This is a genomic window from Streptomyces sp. NPDC051452, assembly GCF_044454765.1.
Classification (GTDB): Bacteria; Actinomycetota; Actinomycetes; order Streptomycetales; family Streptomycetaceae; genus Streptomyces.
In genome coordinates this window covers 1,021,055-1,040,841 of record NZ_JBITEB010000001.1, presented here as the reverse complement: position 1 = coordinate 1,040,841, position 19,787 = coordinate 1,021,055, and the positions used below count along the sequence as shown (strand labels likewise).

General features: G+C 73.6%; 16 protein-coding genes. 13 read left to right on the top strand and 3 right to left on the bottom strand.

The genetic code is table 11. The features are described 5' to 3' along the window. Positions 1-156: 156 nt before the first annotated feature. Both ACIBA9_RS04330 and ACIBA9_RS04325 read left to right on the top strand, forming a co-directional pair. The gene (locus ACIBA9_RS04330; protein WP_399359791.1) at positions 157-984 is read left to right on the top strand and encodes an LLM class F420-dependent oxidoreductase; all 828 of its coding nucleotides are present in this window, start codon (positions 157-159) and stop codon (positions 982-984) included. A gap of 33 nt (positions 985-1,017) precedes the next feature. Further along, positions 1,018-1,452, top strand: coding sequence for a TIGR03668 family PPOX class F420-dependent oxidoreductase (locus ACIBA9_RS04325; RefSeq protein ID WP_399359790.1), 435 nt, complete (start codon positions 1,018-1,020; stop codon positions 1,450-1,452). A 452-nt stretch (positions 1,453-1,904) separates the two neighbouring features. Here ACIBA9_RS04325 and ACIBA9_RS04320 read toward each other — a convergent pair whose 3' ends face one another. From ACIBA9_RS04320 to ACIBA9_RS04310, 3 genes are all read right to left on the bottom strand, one after another. Beyond that, positions 1,905-3,194, bottom strand: a complete 1,290-nt coding sequence (locus ACIBA9_RS04320; RefSeq protein ID WP_399359789.1) for an ATP-grasp domain-containing protein — start codon at positions 3,192-3,194, stop codon at positions 1,905-1,907. A gap of 99 nt (positions 3,195-3,293) precedes the next feature. Beyond that, on the bottom strand, positions 3,294-4,541 hold the full coding sequence (locus ACIBA9_RS04315) for an MFS transporter (protein ID WP_399359788.1): 1,248 nt from the start codon (positions 4,539-4,541) through the stop codon (positions 3,294-3,296). Between the two features lie 59 nt (positions 4,542-4,600). Continuing rightward, complete coding sequence (locus ACIBA9_RS04310) at positions 4,601-6,223, bottom strand: amino acid adenylation domain-containing protein (protein ID WP_399359787.1); 1,623 nt, start codon at positions 6,221-6,223, stop codon at positions 4,601-4,603. A gap of 251 nt (positions 6,224-6,474) precedes the next feature. On the opposite strand from ACIBA9_RS04310, the gene ACIBA9_RS04305 reads away from it, so the two are divergent. The 11 genes from ACIBA9_RS04305 (at position 6,475) to ACIBA9_RS04255 (ending at position 19,751) form a co-directional block, all read left to right on the top strand. Next, positions 6,475-7,743: a condensation domain-containing protein gene (locus ACIBA9_RS04305; protein ID WP_399359786.1), complete on the top strand. Its 1,269-nt coding sequence runs from the start codon at positions 6,475-6,477 to the stop codon at positions 7,741-7,743. A 77-nt stretch (positions 7,744-7,820) separates the two neighbouring features. After that, on the top strand, positions 7,821-10,253 hold the full coding sequence (locus ACIBA9_RS04300) for an ATP-grasp domain-containing protein (RefSeq protein ID WP_399359785.1): 2,433 nt from the start codon (positions 7,821-7,823) through the stop codon (positions 10,251-10,253). A 34-nt stretch (positions 10,254-10,287) separates the two neighbouring features. After that, positions 10,288-11,952 (top strand): carbamoyltransferase C-terminal domain-containing protein, encoded by a 1,665-nt coding sequence (locus ACIBA9_RS04295; RefSeq protein ID WP_399359784.1) that lies wholly within the window; start codon positions 10,288-10,290, stop codon positions 11,950-11,952. Continuing rightward, positions 11,952-13,286 (top strand): KamA family radical SAM protein, encoded by a 1,335-nt coding sequence (locus ACIBA9_RS04290; RefSeq protein ID WP_399359783.1) that lies wholly within the window; start codon positions 11,952-11,954, stop codon positions 13,284-13,286. Before ACIBA9_RS04295 ends, ACIBA9_RS04290 begins: the two co-directional genes overlap by 1 nt. Beyond that, complete coding sequence (locus ACIBA9_RS04285) at positions 13,283-14,587, top strand: pyridoxal phosphate-dependent aminotransferase (RefSeq protein ID WP_399359782.1); 1,305 nt, start codon at positions 13,283-13,285, stop codon at positions 14,585-14,587. Before ACIBA9_RS04290 ends, ACIBA9_RS04285 begins: the two co-directional genes overlap by 4 nt. Further along, complete coding sequence (locus ACIBA9_RS04280; protein WP_399359781.1) at positions 14,584-15,297, top strand: maleylpyruvate isomerase family mycothiol-dependent enzyme; 714 nt, start codon at positions 14,584-14,586, stop codon at positions 15,295-15,297. Before ACIBA9_RS04285 ends, ACIBA9_RS04280 begins: the two co-directional genes overlap by 4 nt. Before the next feature lie 40 nt (positions 15,298-15,337). Continuing rightward, on the top strand, positions 15,338-16,471 hold the full coding sequence (locus ACIBA9_RS04275) for an acyl carrier protein (protein ID WP_399359780.1): 1,134 nt from the start codon (positions 15,338-15,340) through the stop codon (positions 16,469-16,471). Between the two features lie 23 nt (positions 16,472-16,494). Next, positions 16,495-16,758 carry a phosphopantetheine-binding protein gene (locus ACIBA9_RS04270; RefSeq protein WP_393901351.1) on the top strand — a complete coding sequence of 88 codons (264 nt, stop codon included), beginning with the start codon at positions 16,495-16,497 and terminating at the stop codon, positions 16,756-16,758. Continuing rightward, positions 16,755-17,915, top strand: coding sequence for an acyl-CoA dehydrogenase family protein (locus ACIBA9_RS04265; RefSeq protein WP_399359779.1), 1,161 nt, complete (start codon positions 16,755-16,757; stop codon positions 17,913-17,915). The genes ACIBA9_RS04270 and ACIBA9_RS04265 overlap by 4 nt, the downstream gene beginning before the upstream one ends. Further along, on the top strand, positions 17,908-19,137 hold the full coding sequence (locus tag ACIBA9_RS04260) for an acyl-CoA dehydrogenase (protein WP_399359778.1): 1,230 nt from the start codon (positions 17,908-17,910) through the stop codon (positions 19,135-19,137). The genes ACIBA9_RS04265 and ACIBA9_RS04260 overlap by 8 nt, the downstream gene beginning before the upstream one ends. Continuing rightward, complete coding sequence (locus ACIBA9_RS04255; protein WP_399359777.1) at positions 19,134-19,751, top strand: 4'-phosphopantetheinyl transferase family protein; 618 nt, start codon at positions 19,134-19,136, stop codon at positions 19,749-19,751. Before ACIBA9_RS04260 ends, ACIBA9_RS04255 begins: the two co-directional genes overlap by 4 nt. Positions 19,752-19,787: the final 36 nt, after the last annotated feature.

The following is a 19,787-nucleotide window of genomic DNA, read 5'->3' as shown; positions in this document are numbered from 1 at the left end:
CCGCACCGCGTCGTCCCGCTCCGCCGGGGAGCCCGCGGTGACCAGGGATGCTCGCACGGGATCCGGACGCCACGCCGCAGGACGTCGTACACGTCGAGGGGCGACCGGCCGGGTCACACTGACAGCAGGCGTGCCGACGAGACGAGGTGGTCGAGGATGAAGTTCGGAGTGTCGACGTTTGTCACCGACGAGGGCATTGGCCCCAAGGCGTTGGGGGCCGCCCTCGAGGAGCGCGGGTTCGACTCCCTGCTGCTGGCCGAGCACTCGCACATTCCGGTCAAGCGAGAGTCCCCGTACCCGGGAGGCGGTGAACTGCCGCGGATCTACTACCGGACGCTCGACCCGTTCGTGGCACTCGCCGCTGCCGCTTCGGTGACCCGCGAGCTGCTCCTGGGCACCGGCATCGCTCTGGTGGTCCAGCGCGATCCGATCCATACCGCGAAGCAGGTCGCCTCCCTCGATCTGATCTCCGGCGGCCGGGCCGTGTTCGGGGTCGGCGCGGGCTGGAACCGCGAGGAGATGCGCAACCACGGGACGGATCCGACGGTCCGCGGACGGCTCATGGACGAACGCATCCGCGCCATGATCGAGCTGTGGACCAAGGAGAAAGCCGAGTTCCACGGCGACTTCGTCGACTTCGACCCCGTGTATGCCTGGCCCAAGCCGGTCCAGAAGCCGTATCCGCCCATCTGGGTGGGGGGAGACAGTGAGCGCGCCTTCGAGCGCGTCGCCGAGTACGGTGCGGCGTGGATGCCGAGCGATCTGCCGCTCGAGAAGCTGGGTGAACGCATCGCGCGTATGCGGCGGACGGCCGGTGACCGCCCGTCCGTCGTGGTGTACGCGGGCCGGCACGACCGGGAGGCGCTGGACACCTACGTCGAACTCGGCGTCGAACGCGTGCTGTTGTACCTGCCGACCCTGCCGGAGGACGAGACTCTGCGCACCCTGGACGACCTGGCCGAGGCCACGTCCGGCCACCGGTGACGACTCGCGGCCGCCGCTGAATCGGAGCTGACCGTGCCGGACATGGACGAGGACGAGGCGCGCCGCCGGTTCACGACCGCACGTGTGGCGCGGCTCGCGACGGTGGACGCGGGTCTGCGCCCGCACCTGGTGCCGGTCGTCTTCGCGGTCTACGGCGAGGAGATCGTCACCGCCGTCGACTGGAAGCCGAAGAGGTCGCAGCGGCTGAAACGGTTGGACAACATCGCGGCCCACCCGGCTGTCTGTCTGCTCGTCGACGCGTACGACGAGGACTGGGAGCGGCTGTGGTGGGTCCGTGCGGACGGTGACGCCCGTGTGCTGCCGCCCGGCACCGGGGGCGAGTACCCGGCGGCCGTCGCCCTGTTGCGGGAGAAGTACGCGCCGTACCGGCAGCGACCGCCGACCGGTCCGGCGCTCGTGATCGCCGTTCGCCGGTGGCACGGCTGGCGTGCCGCGTCGAGTGGTTGACCGTAGCGGCAGCGGACGCGCGGCCTCCGGCATCACTGGTACCGGTACGATCACGGCTCGTCGTCGCCGTCATCCGCTCGGCCACCCGGCGCCGCCGTTGCCCCCTCGCAGCGCGGTGTCGCTCCGTCCGCCGTCCCGGCACCGCTCCTCTCCCCCGGCGCGCAGTGTGCGCCGGAGCCCAGCGGCGGCACGCTCCCGCTGGCCCGTGCGGCAACGAAGTTGAGCGAGGAACACCGCCAGCGGCTGGACGCTGTGCGAACACCCACCACCGGGGCCTGACACCGACCGCGTCCAAGCGCCCCCGGCGCTCCCCGGCGCACCGAGTGCCGATTGGACGACGTCGATCGCTGCCGGTCGCGCGAGCGGCTTCCTCAGTCAGGGCATGGGGCGCCCGACGCCCCCTCGGAGGCATTCGAGTCGTCTCTGCGGCTCGTCGCCCTCGAGGGTGACGTTCACGCCGAGTCGCTCGCCGCCATGACCACTCGTACCCGCGCCATCGCTCGGGCCGCCGCCTCGTTGACCTCTTCGGCCGTCTTTCCGCGCAGGAGGATGTGGCCCAGGCGCTGGAGGTTGTCGTGGGGGGCGGTCAGGGTGTCGCCGGGAGCCGCGGTGACGGTGACGTCCTGGACGTGGCCGCGCCGGGGTGGGACCTCGATGCTGCCCAGGGTGCCGGCATGTGGTGCGAGCAGGAAGCGGACGGCGGCGGCGCGGTCGTGGTGGCCGGTGAGGTCGGGGCGGATGCCGAGGGCTGTCTCGACGCAGGCTCGGGCCTGGTCGACGCCGGTGGCTTCGGCGACCAGGCGCATGATGCCGTCGCCGGGTGGACGGGCGCCGACCTCTATGACGTGGGGCCGGCCGTGGGGAGTCACCTTGATCTCGGTGTGGGCCAGACCGTCGCGCAGGCCGAGGGCGGTGACCGCGCGGCTCGTGGTGTCCAGGAGGGACTCGCGGACGGCCGTGGGGAGGGTGGCGGGGACGGTGTGGCCGGTCTCGGCGCGGTCGGTGCCGCCGGTGGTGAATTTCTCGGTGACGGCGAGGTGGTGGACCTCACCCCCGACGACGACGGTCTCGACGCTGAACTCGTCTCCCTCGATGTACTCCTGGGCGAGGAGCGTGGTGTCGAGGGCGATGCCGTGCGGGAGTTTATGCGTCTCGGCTCCGGCCCGGCGGACGGCGTCGGGCAGGGCGGCGGGGCCGGACACGACGCTGACGCCGATCGAGGCGGCGTTCTCGGCCGGCTTGACCACCAGCGGGTAGGTGAGCCCGGCTTCCCGGGCGAGACGGGCGAGGGTGGCGGGCTCGCGGGCGGCGACGGTCCGCGGGGCGGGGATGCCGTGGGCGGTGAAGACCTCGGACATCAGGCGCTTGTCGCGGCAGGCCGCAGCCCGTGCGGGATCGTGCCCGGGCAGGCCCAGGCCGGCCGCGAGGTGGGCGGCGAGCGGGGTGAGGAACTCCCAGCAGGCGACGACGCCGTCGATCCCGGTACGGCGGCAGAAGGCGGTGAGCTGGTCGTAGGTCGCGGTCGGGTCCGTGAAGTCGGGGCAGATGGTGCCGGCGATCAGTCGCCTGAGTTCGGGCGGGTATCCCGCGTACATGTGCGGGTGGGTGACGACGTATGTCTCGACTCCGAGCTCTGCGGCGGCCCGCAGCAGGGGCTCACCGGCGGAGACACCGGCCTCCAGCACGAGGAGCCGGGGAGCGCGCGCGTTCTCGGCGGTGGGCGGGTCGGTTCCGGGTGCCATGCTCGGTTCCTTCGGTAGCGGGTGTCGCGTCGGGGCTTTGCGTGGGTCGAGCTGAGGTGAGCGGGCGGTGGGCTCCCGGGAGCCGGGGCCCGCGGCCGCTCACCCCGCCTGCGCGGTCGCCGGTTCCTTCGAGCCGACCTCCGTGCGGGCCCGGATCGACGGTGCGAGTGCCAGTTGACCCAAGGCGGCGAGCAGACACAGGCCCGCGCAGCAGAGCCAGAGCACCGGGGCGCCGTCGGCGAGCAGCCGGGTGCCGACGAGGGGCGCGAGGAGGAAGCCGGTGCCCCAGGCCATGCCGAGCAGGCCGTTGTAACGTCCGCGCAGGGCGGGCGGGGCGAGGTCGGCGACGATCGCCGCGGTGACACCGAAGACGAGGACCTCGCCGACGCTCCACACCGCCACGGCGAGCCCGTACACCGTGAGGTCGGCGGCGGTGGCGACGAGCGTGTTGCCCGCGGCGGCGAGGACGAAGCCGGCGGCGAGCACCCGGCTCTTGTCGAGGGCGGCCAGGCGATGGCCGATGAGGGGCTGGACGAGGAGGACGACGACGCCGTTGACGCCCATGATCGCCCCGTACGCGCTGCCGCCCAGGCCGTGGCCTGCCATGGCGAGGGGGAGGGTGGCGAAGGCCTGTTGGAAGACGGTGGCGTAGATGACGACGACACCGGCGAAGGCGAGCATGACGCGGTCGGCGACGACCGTGCCGTAGCTGCCCGTGACGTGGCCGGGGGACGCGGGGCGGGTCTCGGGGACGGCGAACCACACCAGGAGGCCGAAGACGGCGCACGCGGTGGCGTCCACCCAGAACAGGAGGTGGAAACCGTGGGAGGCGAGGCGACCGCCCAGGACCATGGCGGCGGAGAAGCCGAGGTTGACCGACCACAGGAGCAGGCCGAAGGCCCGGGTGCGGTCGGCGGCGGGGACGGCGTCGGCCACCAGGGCCTGCGCGGCCGGGCGGTAGAGGTCGACGGTGACGCCGATGGCGAGGCCGGCCGCGGTGATGGCGGGCAGGGTCCGGGCCTGGCCGAGGAGCAGGAGCGCGGCGGCGTTCGCGAGCATGCCGCCGGTGAGGGCGGCGCGGCGGCCCAGGCGGTCGGTGAGGAGGCCGCCGAGGGGCTGGGAGATGACGGAGCCGACGCCGACGACGGTGAGGACGAGCCCGACGGTGGCGAGGGGGACGTCGCGCGTCTGGGTGAGGTAGAGACTCAGGAACGGGCTGACCATGGCGCCGAGTCGGTTGACCAGGGTGCCCGACCACAGGACCCAGAAGGGACCGGGCAGCCCGCCGACGCGGACGCGGACCAGGGTCCGCAGCCGGGCCCGGTGGGGGGTGGCGGTGTCGGGCATGGGTCTCCTCGGTGACGACGGGGCCCGCGCGGGGGACGGGCTCGGCGGATGCGCCGGAGTCAGTGCGTGGCGGTGAGTACGGCCCGGTCGACCTTGCCGTTGGGCGTGGTGGGCAGGGCGTCCAGGAGGCGGATCTCGACCGGCACCATGTAGGCGGGCAGGGCGCGTCCGCAGAACTCCCGCAGGACACCGGAGATGTCGTCGGGCTGGGGCGCGGCGCCGTCGGCGTCCCGGACGGGGGTGGTGGCTTCCGGGGACAGGACCACGAAGGCGGCGAGCCGGGATCCGCCGCCGGGCAGCGGCAGTGGCACGGCGGTCGCGGCGGTGGCGCCGGGGTACTGCAGGAGTCGGCGTTCGACCTCGCCGAGTTCGACGCGGTTGCCGTTGATCTGTACCTGGGAGTCGCTGCGGCCCAGGAAGTAGTACTCGCCCCGCGCCCCCCGTACCGCGAGATCGCCGGTGCGCAGCACGGTCTGTCCGGACTCGGGGCACAGCGGGTCGGGCACCAGGGCGGCGCGGGTGGCCTCGGGGTCGTCCCAGTAGCCGGTGAACAGGGCGGGACTGCGCAGGTACATCTCGCCGGGGATGCCGGGACCGTCGATGACCTGGCCTTCCTCGTCGACGAGGAGGAGTTCGGCCCCCGCGTGGGCGCGGCCGATCGACAGGCGCTCCAGGTCCGCCGGGATCGGGTCGGGGACGTCCTCGAAGGAGCAGGCCATCGACTCGGTGGCGCCATAGCAGTTGACGATCCGCAGCCCGGGGCGTAGCTCGCGCAGCCGGCGCAGTTCCGGCAGGGGGAACTCCTCGCCGCAGAAGAGGACGGAGCGCAGGGTGTCGAGGGCGGCGAGGCGGGCGGGTTCGTGGCGCAGGACCTGGCGCCAGATCGAGGGGACGCCGTTGACGTGGGTGGCGGCGGTGTCCGCGAGGGCGCGCAGGAAGTGCCGGGGCCAGCGCACGAGGCGCTGTGGTACGAGGACGACGGCGGCGCCGCTGGCCAGTGCGAGGCCGATGTTGAGGAGGGAGAAGTCGAAGTGCAGGGGGGATGTGGAGGCGACGCGGTCGCCGGGGGCGGCGATGCGGTGTGCCAGCATGCCGCGGTAGAAGGCCGTGACGGAGCGGTGGCTCATGACAACGCCCTTGGGGCGGCCGGTGGTTCCCGAGGTGAAGACGATGTAGGCGGGGTCGGTCACGCTCGGGGTGTGGCGGCGGGGGCGAGTGGGCTGCGGGGCCTGTTCCACGGTGAGCGTGCCGTTGTCGAAGCGCGCGGTCCCCAGGCCGGCCGGCAGGTCGGTGCGGGTGCCGGCGCCTGCTTGGAGGTGCAGGGCGGGGCGGGCGGCGTCGATCAGGCCGCGCAGGCGTTCCTGCGGCGTCTCCGGGCTGACCGGGACGAAGGTCAGGCCGGCGCGGGAGCAGGCCAGAAGCACGGCGACGGATTGTGCCCCGGCTTCGGCCTCCAGCAGGACGCGGGCGCCGGGCTCCAGGGCCAGGGACATGAGCCGGCGGGCGTAGGCGTCCACGGTGTCGCGGAGTTCGGCGTACGTGGTGACCGTGACGGCGCCGGAGCCGGTGGGCTCCACTACCGCGGGGTCGTGCGGGGTGTGCCGTCGAGGGTCGAGCAGGAGGTCGTGGAGGAACTCCCCGGTGGCCTCCGGGTGGGCGGCCTGCTCGTCGTACACGGTCACGAGGTCCTTCCGGCGGGGTGGCGCGGCAGCGAGCACCACCGATACGTCAATTTCCGCATCACGGAAACATGATTCCACTTCGACAGTTCAGAACACTCTCACAACCGGCCGCCACTGGCCACCTCCATCGTCGCGACGCCGTCGACGGCCCCTCGAAATTGGCCTGGACACATCTCAACTCCCTATGACAGCTTGGGCTCTGCACGGAAAACTTATTCCACATGCCGGAATCCATAGGGAACGGAGTGCGGATGACCGCGACGGAACCTCTCTCGCTGGGCCAGCTCTCCGTCTGGCACGACATCCGCGACCTCCCGTCGGGCCGCCGGCACGAGCCGAACAATGCCGCGGTGTGGGCCCTGCCGCCGGGGGCGACGGCCCCCGAGGTGGCGGCGGCACTCACCGTCCTCGCCTGTCGCCACCCTTCGCTGCGCACCCGTTACGACCTGCGTGACCCGTACAACCCGCGCCAGTGGGTCGAACCACCTGGCGCCGACCCCGCGCATCTCCCGGTGACCACCGCCGCGGACCACGGCGGCGCCGCCCTCGAACTGGCCCGCCGCCCCTTCGACCTCGGCCGCGAACAAGCCTGGCGAGCCCAACTGGCCACAGGACCGGACGGCGTGGCGCACCTGCTCTTCGTCAAGCACCACATCGTGGCCGACGCCTGGGCGCAGGAGCTCCTGCGCCGAGAACTCCTCGCCGAGCTGGCCGGGCCCGGGTCAACGCATCCGGTGGCCGAGCGGCCGGGTCCCGCACACCTCGCGCGCGAGCAGTACGCCCCGGACGGGCTGCGACGTCGGCAAGCCGCTCTCGACCACTGGGCCAAGCTCCTGGCACGGGCCCCGCATGCCCGGCTGCCGGAGACCGGTGAGAACGCCGGTGAAGTCGTCCAGGCGACCTTGCGTTCGCCCGAAGCCCTCGCCGCCGCCCGAACCGTGGCCGAGCGGGCGCGGGCATCGGTGGCGAGCGCCGTCCTGGCGGCCTGGAGCACGGTCGTCGCCCGGCGGTGCGGCGCCACCTCGGCACTGGTCCAGCTGATGAGCGCCAACCGGTTCGCCGGGCGGTGGAAGGATCTCGTCTCCTCGATGAACCAGTGGGTGCCGGCTCTCGTCGAACACACCGACACCGATCTGGTGGACCTCGCCCGACGGGTCCACTGGAGCAGTCTCGCGGCTGTCCGGCACGGCATGCACGACGTCGACGAGGTGGCCGCCCTGCGTGCCGGGATACCCGAAGCGCCCAGCCCGGTCTGCGCGTTCAACCACGTCACCCTGCCCCCGGGCGAGAACGGGGACGGGGACGCGGATGAGGCTGGTGGCGACCACGCCAAGGCCACGCTCGACCGTGAGACGCCGTTCACCACCCTCGGACCGCGCTGCTACGCACGCTCGACGGACAGCGGCAGCACCCTGTCGGTGCGCCTGACCGCCGCCGGCATCGGGCACGAGGTGTGCGCCGACCTCCTGTGGGAGCTGCACGACACGCTGCTCGCCGCGGCACGGCGGCCCGGCCGCTGACTCCCGGCCCCGCCGCGTCCAGCGGACCCGCCCGCCTCGACCGTCCAGCGAACGTACGCCCGCGCCAAGGAGATCCCGTGTCCGACCACGTCATCGTCATCCACCGCTGGACCGACCGGTACGCCGACTACGCCGCCTACCTCGACCACACCGAACACCGCGTCAGCTACATCACCACCGAACTCGCCACAGACCACCTCCCGACCGAACTGGCGGCCGCCGTGCGGCTGGTGGACAGCACGGAGGACGAAAAAGCGGTACGCGAAGCGGTGGGCTCCCTGGTCGAGCACATCGGTGTGCCGACGCGGATCGTGGCGCTCCAGGAGACCGACCTGGACTTGGCCGCCACCCTGCGCGACGAATTCGCCCTGCCCGGCCCGGGAGTCGAGGAGCTGCGGCCGGTCCGCGACAAACTCCTGATGGCGCGGCGGCTGACCCGCGCCGGGGTGGCGGCGCCGCCCACCGCCGAGGCGCCGCACCACACCGCCGTGGACGCCTTCGCCGCGGTCCACGGCTGGCCGGTCCTGGTCAAACCCCGGCGCGGCACGGCGAGTTCGCACGTCACCCGGATCGACACGGCGGACCAACTCGCCGCCTACACCTTCCCCGCCGGCATCGACATGATCGTCCAGCCCTGGCTGCCGGACGAGATCCTGCACGTGGACGGCGTCTACACCGGACGGCGGCTGGGTGTCTGGCGGGCCTCGCGCTACCTGAACACCTGCCTCGACTTCACCACCGGCGACGCCCTCGGCTCGGTCGAACTGGACGACGCCGCCCTCCTCCAGCGCGTCGGCGCCCTGACCCAGCAGGCCGTCGCCGCTCTCCTGCCGCACGCCACCGTCTTCCACCTCGAACTGTTCCTCGGCGACACCGGCGAGCTCACCGTCCTGGAACTGGGGGCCCGACCCGGCGGCGCCGAGGTGCCGTTCGTCTGGCGCGAGGTGCACGGGGTCGATCTGATGGCCGCCGCCTTCGCCCACCAGACCGGCACACCCGACCCCACCCCGGCCGCGCTGCCCACGGGCGACCGGGTGGGCGGCTGGCTGCTGGTGCCGCCGTCGGTGCCCCAGCCCTGCCGGGTCACCTCGGTCGACGTGCCGGACTCCGGTGCCTACGCCCACCGGGCACCGGAGGTGGGCCGGTCGATGGACCGGAGCGGCTACGAGCACGCCGGTGTCCGATTCCGCTTCTCCGGCGCCGATTCCGCGGAGGTCGAGGCCGCCGTGCTGCGCACCGCGCGACAGACGGTCCTCGAGTGCGAGCCGGTGGACGCCGCCGCGCCGCCCCGGCTCGTCCTGGTCGGTTGCGGCAATCCGCCGTACCGCGCGTACGCCCTCCAGGCGCTGGCCGCGGCGACGGAGACGGCACTGGTCCAACCACACGAACCCGACTGGCAACGCGCCCACGTCGGCGACCGGTTCCTCGCCGCCGACACATCGGGCGCCGACGCCACCACCGCCGCCGTCGCCGGTCTCCTGACCGGACGTCCCGGCCCGGGCGCCGTCCTCACCTGGGACGAGACCTTGCTGGAGACGACCGCCGAGGTGGCCCGGCGCCTGGACCTGCCGCACCTCACCCCCCGGGCGGTACGCGCGTGCCGTGACAAGCTCACCACCCGCCGCATCCTGACCACCACCGGTGTGCCCTCCGCTCGCTTCCGCCACACCCACGACCGCGCCGCGGCGCGCCTGGCCGCCGAGGAACTCGGCCTGCCCGTCGTCGTCAAGCCCCGGTCCCAGGCCGGATCGGTGGGCGTCACCCTGGCCGACACCCCGGGAGAGGTGGAGCGTGCCTGGGAGCGCGCCGGCACCTCGTCCTTCCCCGGCATCGACGCCCTCGCCGGGGCCATCGTGGAGGAGTACCTCACCGGCCCCGAGATCAGTGTGGACTGTGTCGTCGAACAGGGCGTCGTCCGCGTCGTCAACGTGGCCCGCAAGCGCCTCGGTTTCGCCCCTTCGTTCGAGGAGGTGGGACACCTCGTCGCTCCCTGGCGCCACGAGCCGTGGGCCCTGGACGTGGAGACGGTCGTCACCGCCGCGCACACCGCCCTGGCACTGCGCACCGGGGTCACCCACACCGAGTTGCGCCTCACCCCGGCCGGCCCCCGCGTCGTCGAGGTCAACGGCCGTCTGGGCGGCGACTTCATCCCCCTGCTCGGACAACTGGCCACCGGTGTCGACCAGGTCGCCGCGGCGGCCGCCCTGGCACTGGGCCGCGCCCCGGCCCTCACCCCGAGCCGGGACCGCTGCGCCGAGGTCCGCTTCCTCTACCCCGAATACGACGCCGTCGTCCGCTCCCTGGACGTGCGCGGCGCCGCCGCCTGCCCCGGCATCGCCGACGCCGTCGCCCTCGCCGGGCCCGGCACCGTCCTGCGGTTGCCGCCGCACGGCATAGTGCCCCGCCTCGCCGCCCTGATCGCGGTCGGCGACACCCCCGAGGACTGTGCCGCGGCACTGGAGCGAGCCCAGCACGAGGTGCGCTACGCCCTCCAGCGGCTCGACTCCTGACCCTCACCCCGCCTCCGAAGAAAGAGAACACCGTATGTGGATCCTGGGCGTCAACGCGCCGCCGGCCGGCCACCACGACACCGCCGCCTGTCTCGTCGACGGCGAGGGCCGGGTCGTCGCCTTCTGTGAGGAGGAGCGGCGCAACCGCCGCCGTCACTCCCTGTACCGCAAGCCGCGCGGCGCCGCCCGCTTCTGCCTGGAGCAGGCGGGCATCACCGCCGCCGACATCGACGTGGTCGCCGTCGGCTGGGACGACGAGCAGCTGTATCCCGGCCGGTTCGCCGACGACGCCTCGTTCCTCGCCTACGCCGTCGGCCTGGACTTCGGCGACCGGCTCCCCGAGGTGGTGCGGATCGGCCACCACCAGGCGCACGCCGCCTCCTCGTTCTACGCCTCCCCGTTCAGGAAGGCCGGGGTCCTGGTCGTCGACGGGCACGGGGAGAACGAGTCCTCCAGCATCTGGACGTACGAGGACGGCCGCGAACCGCGGCTGGAACGCAGCTGGCAGCGGACCGCCTCCCTGGGCTACGCGTACGACGCCGCCTCCACGTGGCTCGGCTTCTCCTTCCTCAACGCCGGCAAGACCATGGGCCTGGCCGCCTACGGACGCGCCGGCGGCCTCAGCCCCGAGCCCCTCGTCTCCTTCGACGGCGACGACTTCCGGCTGGTCCTGGCCCCCCTGCCCGAACGGGCGGGACGAGCCGACTCCGAGGAGATCAAGGAGCAGTACGAGAAGGTCGTCGCCCGCTGGCGGGGCCTCTACAGCCGGATCGCCGGCGCCGACGGGCCCGGCGCGCCCGAGGAGCGCCTCGCCGACGACTCCCGCGCGGTGCTGGTCGCCTACACCGCACAGCGCCTGGTGGAGGAGACCGTCACCCACCTCGCCTCCCAGGCCCGCAAGGCCGCCGGCGTCGAGGACCTGTGCCTGAGCGGCGGTGTCGCCCTCAACTGCTCCACCAACGGCACCCTGCCGGGCCCCCTCTACGTGCCCCCGGTCCCGCACGACGCCGGCGTGGCCCTGGGTGCCGCCTGGAGCGTGCGCCCGCCCGGCCCCCGCACCGAACCGCTCACTCCCTATCTGGGCGTCGACGTCCTCACCGGCGGTCTGCCCGTGGACGACACCGGTGACCTGGTGCGTAGCGCGCTCGACACCGACGAGCTGACCGGCCTGCTCCTGGCGGGGCAGATCGGCGCGGTCGCCCAAGGCCGTGCCGAGGTCGGGCCACGGGCCTTGTGCCGACGCTCCATCATCGCCGTGCCCGACACCGCGGACGTCAACACCCGGGTCAACGCGGTGAAGAACCGAGAACAGTGGCGGCCCTTCGCCGGGGTGACCCGCGCCGACTACGGGGCCCTGTTGTGGGAGCAGCAGGAACACCTCAGCCGCTACATGCTCGGCGCCGCACGCGTCACCGACCTGGGCCGTCAGGTCGCTCCCGGCGTCGTCCATGTCGACGGCACCACCCGCCCCCAGGTCCTGCTCGGCGACGAGGCCCCGGTCGTCGGCGCGGTCCTGGACGCCCTCGCCGCCCAGGGAGCGCCCCCGGTGCTGCTCAACACCTCCTTCAACGACAAGGGCGAACCGGTCGTCGACACCGCCGCCGACGCGCTGGCCGCGTTCCGCTCCATGGACCTCGACTTCCTCGTCCTCGGCGACGAGCTGTACCGCAAGAAGGCCTCGGCGGGAAGGGGTCGCTGATGGCGGCCGGCCCGACGGCCCCCGAGCGGTTCCGTGCCTACGGCCCGCGCCAGCTCGACGACATCGCCGCCCGTCACCGCCTGCCCGAGGAGATCCGCGAGACCGTACGCCGCATCTCCCTCGTCCTGCCGTTCCGGGTCAACGAATACGTCCTGAACGAACTCGTCGACTGGGACCGCGTACCCGACGACCCGATGTTCCAGCTCACCTTCCCCCAGCGCGGCATGCTCCCCCTCGCCGACGAGGAACTCCTGGGCAAACTTTCCGCCGACCCCGGTGACAAGCTCCTGCTGCGGGAGGCGATCGCGGACATCCGCGCCGGCCTCAACCCCCACCCGTCGGGCCAGCGGCGGTACAACGTGCCGCACCTGAACGGCGTCGAAGTGCCCGGTCTGCAGCACAAGTACGGCGAGACGGTCCTGTACTTCCCCGCCCAGGGGCAGACCTGCCACGCGTACTGCACCTACTGCTTCCGCTGGGCCCAGTTCATCGGCGACGCGGACCTGCGCTTCGCCGTCCCGGACCCCGGCGGCCTGCTCGCCTACCTCGGCGCACACCCCGAGGTCAGCGACGTCCTGGTCACCGGCGGCGACCCCATGGTGATGACCACCGAGCGGCTGCGCCGGCACCTGACGCCGCTCCTGGCCGTGGAGTCGGTCGACACCATCCGGATCGGCACCAAGTCGGTGGCGTACTGGCCACAGCGCTTCACCACGGACACCGACGCCGACGACGTGCTGCGCCTGTTCGAGGAGGTGGTGGCCGCCGGCAAACAGCTCGCGGTGATGGCCCACTTCAGCCATCCGCGCGAACTGGAGACCTCCCTGGCCCGGCGGGCCCTGGCCCGCATCCGTGCCACCGGTGCCGTCGTCTACTGCCAGGCCCCCTTGATCGCCCACGTCAACGACGACGCGGAGACGTGGGCCGCGCTGTGGCGGGCCGAGCTGGCGGCCGGCGCGGTGCCGTACTACCTGTTCGTGGAGCGGGACACCGGACCGCACGAGTACTTCAAGGTGCCGCTGGCCCGCGCGGCGGACATCTTCCAGGCCGCCTACCGCACCCTTCCCGGCCTGGCCCGCACCGTGCGCGGCCCGGTCATGTCGGCCACGCCCGGCAAGGTCGTCGTCGACGGCGTCGAGGACACCCCCCAGGGCTCCTTCTTCCGGCTGCGGATGCTCCAGGCCCGCGACCCCGCACTGGTCGGCCGCCCCTTCAGGGCCCTCTTCTCGTCCGAGGCCGCCTGGCTGGACGAGCTGGAACCGGATCCGGCGACCCCGGCCGACATCGCCGCCGCCGTCCGCGGCGACACGCTCGCCGAAAGGAGTCCGGCATGACCACCGCCGCGCCACCGCCCCCCTCCGCGAACCTCGCCCTGAACCAACTCGTCGCCGAGCGGCGGGCCGCGGGCGAGACGTTGGTGCACCTGGCGTTCGGGGAGGCACGGCTGCCCCTGCTGCCGCAGCTCGCCGAGCAGCTGGCGAAGGGCGCGTCCCGCGCCGCCTACGGTCCGGTCGCCGGCGGCGCGGGCGTCCGGGCGGCGGTCGCCGGGTACTTCGCCCGGCGCGGCCTGCCCACGGACCCCGGCCAGATCGTCGTAGCTCCCGGCAGCAAGCCCCTGCTGATGGCACTGCAACTCGCCGTACCCGGCGATGTGCTGCTCCCCCGGCCCGCCTGGAACACCTACGCCCCGCAGGCCGCCTACGCGGGCAAGCGGACGATCGGCGTGCCCGTGCCCGACGAGTGCGGCGGCGTGCCCGACCCCGGCGCACTGCGCACCGCGATCACCCGTGCTCGCGCCGCCGGCCGCGACCCGCAGCTGCTCGTCGTCACCTTGCCGGACAACCCCACCGGCACCCTGGCCCCGGCCTCCCTCGTCCGTGAGGTGTGCGACCTCGCACGGGCCGAGGACCTGGTGATCGTCTCCGACGAGATCTACCGGGACGTCGTCCACGACCCCTCGGCGACCGGCTTCCTCAGCCCCGCCGAGGTCGCCCCCGAGCGCACCGTCGTCACCACCGGCCTGTCCAAGAACCTCGGCCTGGGCGGCTGGCGGATCGGCGCGGCCCGCTTCCCCGCCGCAACGACGGGCGGGCGTCTGCGGGACGGGGTCCTCGCCGCCGCCAGCGAGCTGTGGTCGACGCTGGCGGGGCCCATGCAGCACGTCGCCGAATACGCCTTCGCCGAGCCCCCGGAGATCGTGGAGCGGCTGCGCGCCGCGGCCCGGCTGCACGGCGCCGTGGCCCGCGCCGTGCACCGCATCGCCGTCGACGCCGGCGCCCGCTGTCGCCCACCGACCGGCGCCTTCTACGTCTACCCCGACTTCGAGCCGGTGCGGGCCGAGTTGACGGCACGGGGCGTCACCGACTCCGCCTCGCTGGCCCGCAGACTCCTGGACGAGTCCGGCGTCGTGGTCCTGGGCGGCCATCTCCTGGGCGACGATCCCGGCGCCTTGCGCTTCAAGGCCGCCACCAGCCTCCTGTACGGCGACGAGAAGGGGCAGGAGGAGGCGCTCTGCGCGGACGACCCCGTCCGCCTGCCGCACATCTCCGGCCAACTGGCCCGGATAGGCGCCGGTTTCGCCCGTCTCACCGGCCGTCCGGCCTCCGCTCACCCCCACCTGGAGGAGGCACGATGAAGGAGATCGCGCCCGACGCCATGTCGTTCCACGAACTCGCCGCCGCGGCCGACCGGTTGCTGGCCGCGATCGACGGGCTCACCGATGCCGGCGCCGCCGCCCCCTCGCGCCTGCCCGGCTGGACGCGCGGCCACGTCCTGAGCCATCTCGCCGCCCAGGCCCCGGCCCTGGAACGTCTGCTGACCTGGGCCCGGACCGGCGTCGAGACCCCGCAGTACGCGAGCCGCGCGGCCCGGGACGCCGAGATCGAGAGCGGCAGCCGCCTTCCCGCCGCCGCCCTCGTCTCCCGGGTGAGGGACAGCGCCACCCACTGGCAGGCCACGGTCGAGTCGCTGCCCGAGAAGGCCTGGGACGCCACGATCCGCCCGTTCACGGGCGAGGTGTGCACCCCGCGCCGCATCCTCGTGATCCGACTGCGCGAACTCGCCCTCCACCTGGTCGACCTGGACCTCGGCCACGAGATCGCCGACATCCCGCCGGGCGTCCGCGACATCATCCTGGACGACGTCCTCGGCTACTACTCCCAGGCCGACGGCGTACCGGCGTTCACCTTGCGCGACGCCGACGGCGCCCCGGTCGCGCGGTTCGGGGACGGCGGACCCGACGTCTCGGGCAAACCGTCCGACCTCCTCGCCTGGTTGAGCGGCCGCTCCGACGGCACCGCCCTGACCGCCCCCGGCGAACTGCCGTCCCTGCCCCCGTGGATCTGACCGACGCCACCACCCCCGTACCCCGGAGACCGCGACCCCGATGCCCGCTATCCCCGCCCCCGGTCCGCTGCCGCTCGACGGTGTCCGCACCGGCCTGCTCGACTGCCTACAGGTCAACCTCGCCGTGCTCGCCGACCACTTCCACGGCGCCGGCACGCATCTGCGCCTGGGCGCCCGCCTCGATCTGCCCCTACGTCTCCTGCCCGACGGGCTGCCCACCGCCGACCCTGCTCTGGACGACCGGCTGAAGAGCGCCGCGCCGCAGGCCGGCCTCGACCCGGTCCGGCGCTCCCACCTCTCCGGGACCACCCTGCTGGACGAGTCGGTGCGGCACGGCGGTGTCCTGTACGTCGTCGCCGACGCCTTTCACCTACCTTGGCTGCCCTACCACGGCAACGCCCACATGGAGCACAGCTTCCTGCTCGTCACGGGGCCGGAGGGCCTGTACATCACCGACGGCTACCGCATCGAGACACGGTGGGGCGCCGCCTCCCCCGGCACCCACGTCCTCGACCCCGCCGCTCTCCGCGGCCTCGACTCCGCCGAGGCCATCACCTTCGCCCCCGTCCCGCCCGCCCCGGCCACGCCGACGGTCGCAGCCTATGAGACCGGGCCCTACCTGACGGCGTACGCGACCTGGCCGGACCGCGCCCGTGCCCTGGAACAGCTCTCCGCCGAGACCTGGCTGTTGGCCCGTGCCCGCAAACTGCACGCCGCCCGCCGCGCGCAGGTCGCCGGCCACACCGTGGAGGGCGACGCCGAGCGGGCCCACCTCGCGGCGTGGGACAAGCTCGTCGAGCAGACCTACCTGGCCGCACGCCGCGTCGGCCGGGGCCGCGCCGAACCGCCGGGCACGGTCGAGCGCCTTGGTGAACTCCTCGCAGCCGACCACGAGGTGTTCGCCGACGCGCCCGTTGCGACGGACGGCGACGCCGTCGACCCCGAGCTGCGCCGTCGCGTGGCCGCCGTCGCCGCCGGCATCCTCGGCGTCCCCTCCGAGGTTCTGCTGGCCGGCGCCACCTTCGACTCCCTGCCCTCCTTCAGCTCCTTCCGGCTCGTCGAGATAGTCGAACGGGTCGAGAGCGAACTCGGCCGCGAACTGGACGCCGACGAGCTGATCCCCGAAAACCTGCGTCGGGTCGACGACCTGTGCCGCATCGCCCGCCCGGCGTGACTTCCCGAAAGGAACCGTTCCCGATGGATCCCCGCTTCACCGAACTCCTGCGACCCTTCCTCAAGTTGGCCGGTCCCGGCGAGATCACCATCACACCCGACACCGACCTGCGCCGCCTCGGCGTCGACTCCATGCAGGCGATCGAGCTGCTCTTCTCGCTGGAGGACACCTTCGGCATCGCCCTGCCGGACGAGGAGATGAACGACGCCACCTTCGCCACCGCCGGCAGCCTCTGGCAGGCCGTCTCGCGCCAACTGCCGGACCGGGCGGCGGAGGCGTCCGCGTGACCGCCGTACCCGACCTCACCGCCCGGCTCTCGGAAGTCTCCGAGGTGACCGAGACGCACCTGGCCCGCGTGGACCGGGACGCCGCCTTCCCCGTGGAGGCCCTGGACGCCCTGCGTGGCACGGGCCTGCTCGGTCTGCTCGTCCCCGCCGACGAGGGCGGCCTCGGCGGATCGCCCCGCGACCTGGTCGCGGCGGCGCAAGTGCTGGGGCGCACCGACATGTCCGTCTCCATGATCTTCGCGATGCACTGCCAGCAGACCGCCGCCCTCACCCGGTACGCCGACGACCGTCTGCGCAAGGACCTGCTCCCCCGCGTCGCCGCCGGCGAGGTCTACCTCGCCTCGGTGACCACCGAGACCGGCAAAGGCGGTCACCTCCTGAGCGCCGACGCCAAGCTGGACCAGGACGACGACGTCCTCACCCTCGACCGGTTCGCGCCGATCGTCACCGGTGGGGCCCACGCCGACGGCTTCCTCGTCACCATGGGCGCCCCCGGCGACACCACCGCGCACGAGGTCTCCCTCGTCTACGCCGACCGCGCCCAGCTCACCATCGAGGGCTCGGGTGACTGGCAACCGATGGGCATGCGGGCCAGCCACAGCGTGCCGCTGCACCTGACGGGCAGCGTTCCCGGCCACCACGTGATCGGCGGCCACGGCCGATTCCACGACATCGCCGCCCAGGTCTTCGGCCCCCTCGCCCACCTCGGCTGGTCGGCGGCCTGGCTCGGCACCGCGGCCGGCGCGCTCTCACGCGTTCTGCGCCTGCTCCGCAGCCCCGCCGGCCGGGGACGCTTCGACCTCTCCTCCGAGCTGCTGCTGAGCCGGCTCGCCCGCGCCCGCCGCCGGCTCGACGCCGTCCACGCCCTTCTGCACCGGGCCCTGGCGGACGTCGAGAGCGGCGGGGACCTCTCCCGGCCCCCACGCCAGCTCCTCCTCAACTCCCTGAAGGTCACCGCCTCCGAGGAGTGCCTGGCCGCCGTCGACGACCTGGTGGAGGCCGTCGGACTGCGCCACGGCTACCTCAAGGACTCACCCACCCGCCTCGAACTGGCCCTGCGGGACCTCAGGTCGGCCTCGCTGAATTACCACAACGACCGGTTGAACCTGGCCGACGGCCGACTGGCGCTGCGCGACCTCGGAGTGACCTTTGCCTGACGTACGGCCATCCCATACTCCCGGATCCCCCCGCGCCCGCGCCCACCCGAGCCCGGACAGCGGCACGCGAGACGACTCGGCGCCGACGCCTCCCACCGCGTCACCCGGCCTCGACGCGCTGCCCGCTAACGCCGACGGCGCCGAGGTCTGGGCGGCCCTCGGCGCGGCCGGGCTGCTGACCAGCGCCTACCGGGGCGGCGACGTCCGTGCCGGCGTGGACCCCCATGGCCTGGCCGGCCTTCTCGCCGCCGCCGACGCCCGCTGGTCCATTCCGGCCACCCTCTCGGCCAGCGTCCAGCTCGCCACCGCGCTGCCCGTCCTGGCCACCGGCACCGGGCCGGTCGTCGAACGGGCCCTGCGCCGAACCCTGACCGGGCGGGCCACCCTTGCCCTCGCCGCCACCGACACCACCGCCGGCACCGACCTCACCGCCCTGCGCACCGAGGCCGCCCTGGACGACGACTCGGTCCACGTCTCCGGCGGCAAGGAGTGGATCGCCAACACCACCACGGCCGAGGCCTTCCTGGTCCTCGCCCGGCACCGCCCAGGCCGCCACTTCACCAGCTTCTCCTGGGTCCTCGTCCCCGCCGACGCCCCCGGCGTGACGGTCCGGCCCGCGCCCTCCGCCCTCTACGCGTCCTCCGGCGCCGGCCATGTCACCTTCGACGCCGTACGGCTGGGCCGGGACCATCTCGTCGGCCGGGTCGGCATGGGGCTGCCGCTCTTCGCCCGGCACATCGCCGTCGAACGCCTGGCGGGCGCCCTGTGGGGCGTGGCCCTGTGCCGCCGCGTCCTCGCCACGACGCGCCGGCGCCTCGCCGACCGAGCCCACGGCGACGCGACCTTGTGGGACCTCCCGCACATCCGTCAGCGCTTCGCCGCCTGTCTCGTCCGGGTCCAGGAACTCAAGGCCCTGGCCGACCGGTTCGGCCCCAGTGTCTGCCTGCATCACGATCCCCGGGCCGCGGCCACGCTCAAGGCCGCGGCCGGCACCACCGTTCCGTACGTGCTGGGCGAGTGCGCCCAGCTGTGGGGCGCCGCCGGGTTCGCCGACGGCGGCATCCAGGAGATCCGCGCCCAGGCCGCCCTCTTCGGCATCGGCGGCGGCGCCACCGAGGTCGTCCTGGACACCCTCGCCGAAGGCGCCGACCAGATCCTGGCGGAGCTGGCCCACCCCGGCCCACTCCCGGTGGAGCCGGCCGGACGCGGCACGCCCGCGTGAACGCGGCGATCCAGGTCGAAGACGGCGTGTGGGTGCTGACCAGGGCCGCCGCGGAGGCGCCGCCCAGCGCTCACCCGGACGACCTTCGCCGCGCCGCAGGTCTGCCGCGGTGGCGGGCCGGCCGCTTCCTCCGCGGCCGAGGACTGCTGCGCGAGCTCCTCGCCACCACCGTCCCGCGTCTGGCCGGAGTTGACGTCGTCCTCGACGAGCGGGGAAAACCCTGGTTGGCGGGATTCTCCCGGGCGGGCGTGAGCATCTCGCACAGCGAGGGGCGACTGGCCTGCGCCTTCGCCGCCGGCCGCGCCATCGGGGTCGACGTCCAGCGTCCTGCCGACTCCGTCGGGGCCGGTCTGGCCCACCGTCTGCTGCGCTCCCATGCCCCCCGGGTCCTGGCTCTGCCACCCGCCGAGGCCGCCGAGACGGTGGCGTGGGTGTGGACCGCGCAGGAGGCGTGCGTCAAGGCCGCGGGATCCGGTCTCGCGGGCCGGCCGTGGGCCATCGACGTGGCGCCCGGCGCCTCCCGCGGACGCTGGGGGCCGTATCGCTGGATCTCTCTGCGTGAGTACTCGCACACGCCGCTGAGCTGTGCCTTCGAGGCCTGCCGGGAGGAGTGAACGGTGTCGCGCGCACCCCGGCGGCGCACGCACCCC

Coding starts and splice junctions, on each gene's coding strand:
- ACIBA9_RS04330 (WP_399359791.1), top strand. CDS start 157: ATGAAGTTCGGAGTGTCGACGTTTGTCACCGACGAGGGCATTGGCCCC.
- ACIBA9_RS04320 (WP_399359789.1), bottom strand. CDS start 3,194: ATGGCACCCGGAACCGACCCGCCCACCGCCGAGAACGCGCGCGCTCCC.
- ACIBA9_RS04315 (WP_399359788.1), bottom strand. CDS start 4,541: ATGCCCGACACCGCCACCCCCCACCGGGCCCGGCTGCGGACCCTGGTC.
- ACIBA9_RS04305 (WP_399359786.1), top strand. CDS start 6,475: ATGACCGCGACGGAACCTCTCTCGCTGGGCCAGCTCTCCGTCTGGCAC.
- ACIBA9_RS04295 (WP_399359784.1), top strand. CDS start 10,288: ATGTGGATCCTGGGCGTCAACGCGCCGCCGGCCGGCCACCACGACACC.
- ACIBA9_RS04290 (WP_399359783.1), top strand. CDS start 11,952: ATGGCGGCCGGCCCGACGGCCCCCGAGCGGTTCCGTGCCTACGGCCCG.
- ACIBA9_RS04285 (WP_399359782.1), top strand. CDS start 13,283: ATGACCACCGCCGCGCCACCGCCCCCCTCCGCGAACCTCGCCCTGAAC.
- ACIBA9_RS04280 (WP_399359781.1), top strand. CDS start 14,584: ATGAAGGAGATCGCGCCCGACGCCATGTCGTTCCACGAACTCGCCGCC.
- ACIBA9_RS04275 (WP_399359780.1), top strand. CDS start 15,338: ATGCCCGCTATCCCCGCCCCCGGTCCGCTGCCGCTCGACGGTGTCCGC.
- ACIBA9_RS04270 (WP_393901351.1), top strand. CDS start 16,495: ATGGATCCCCGCTTCACCGAACTCCTGCGACCCTTCCTCAAGTTGGCC.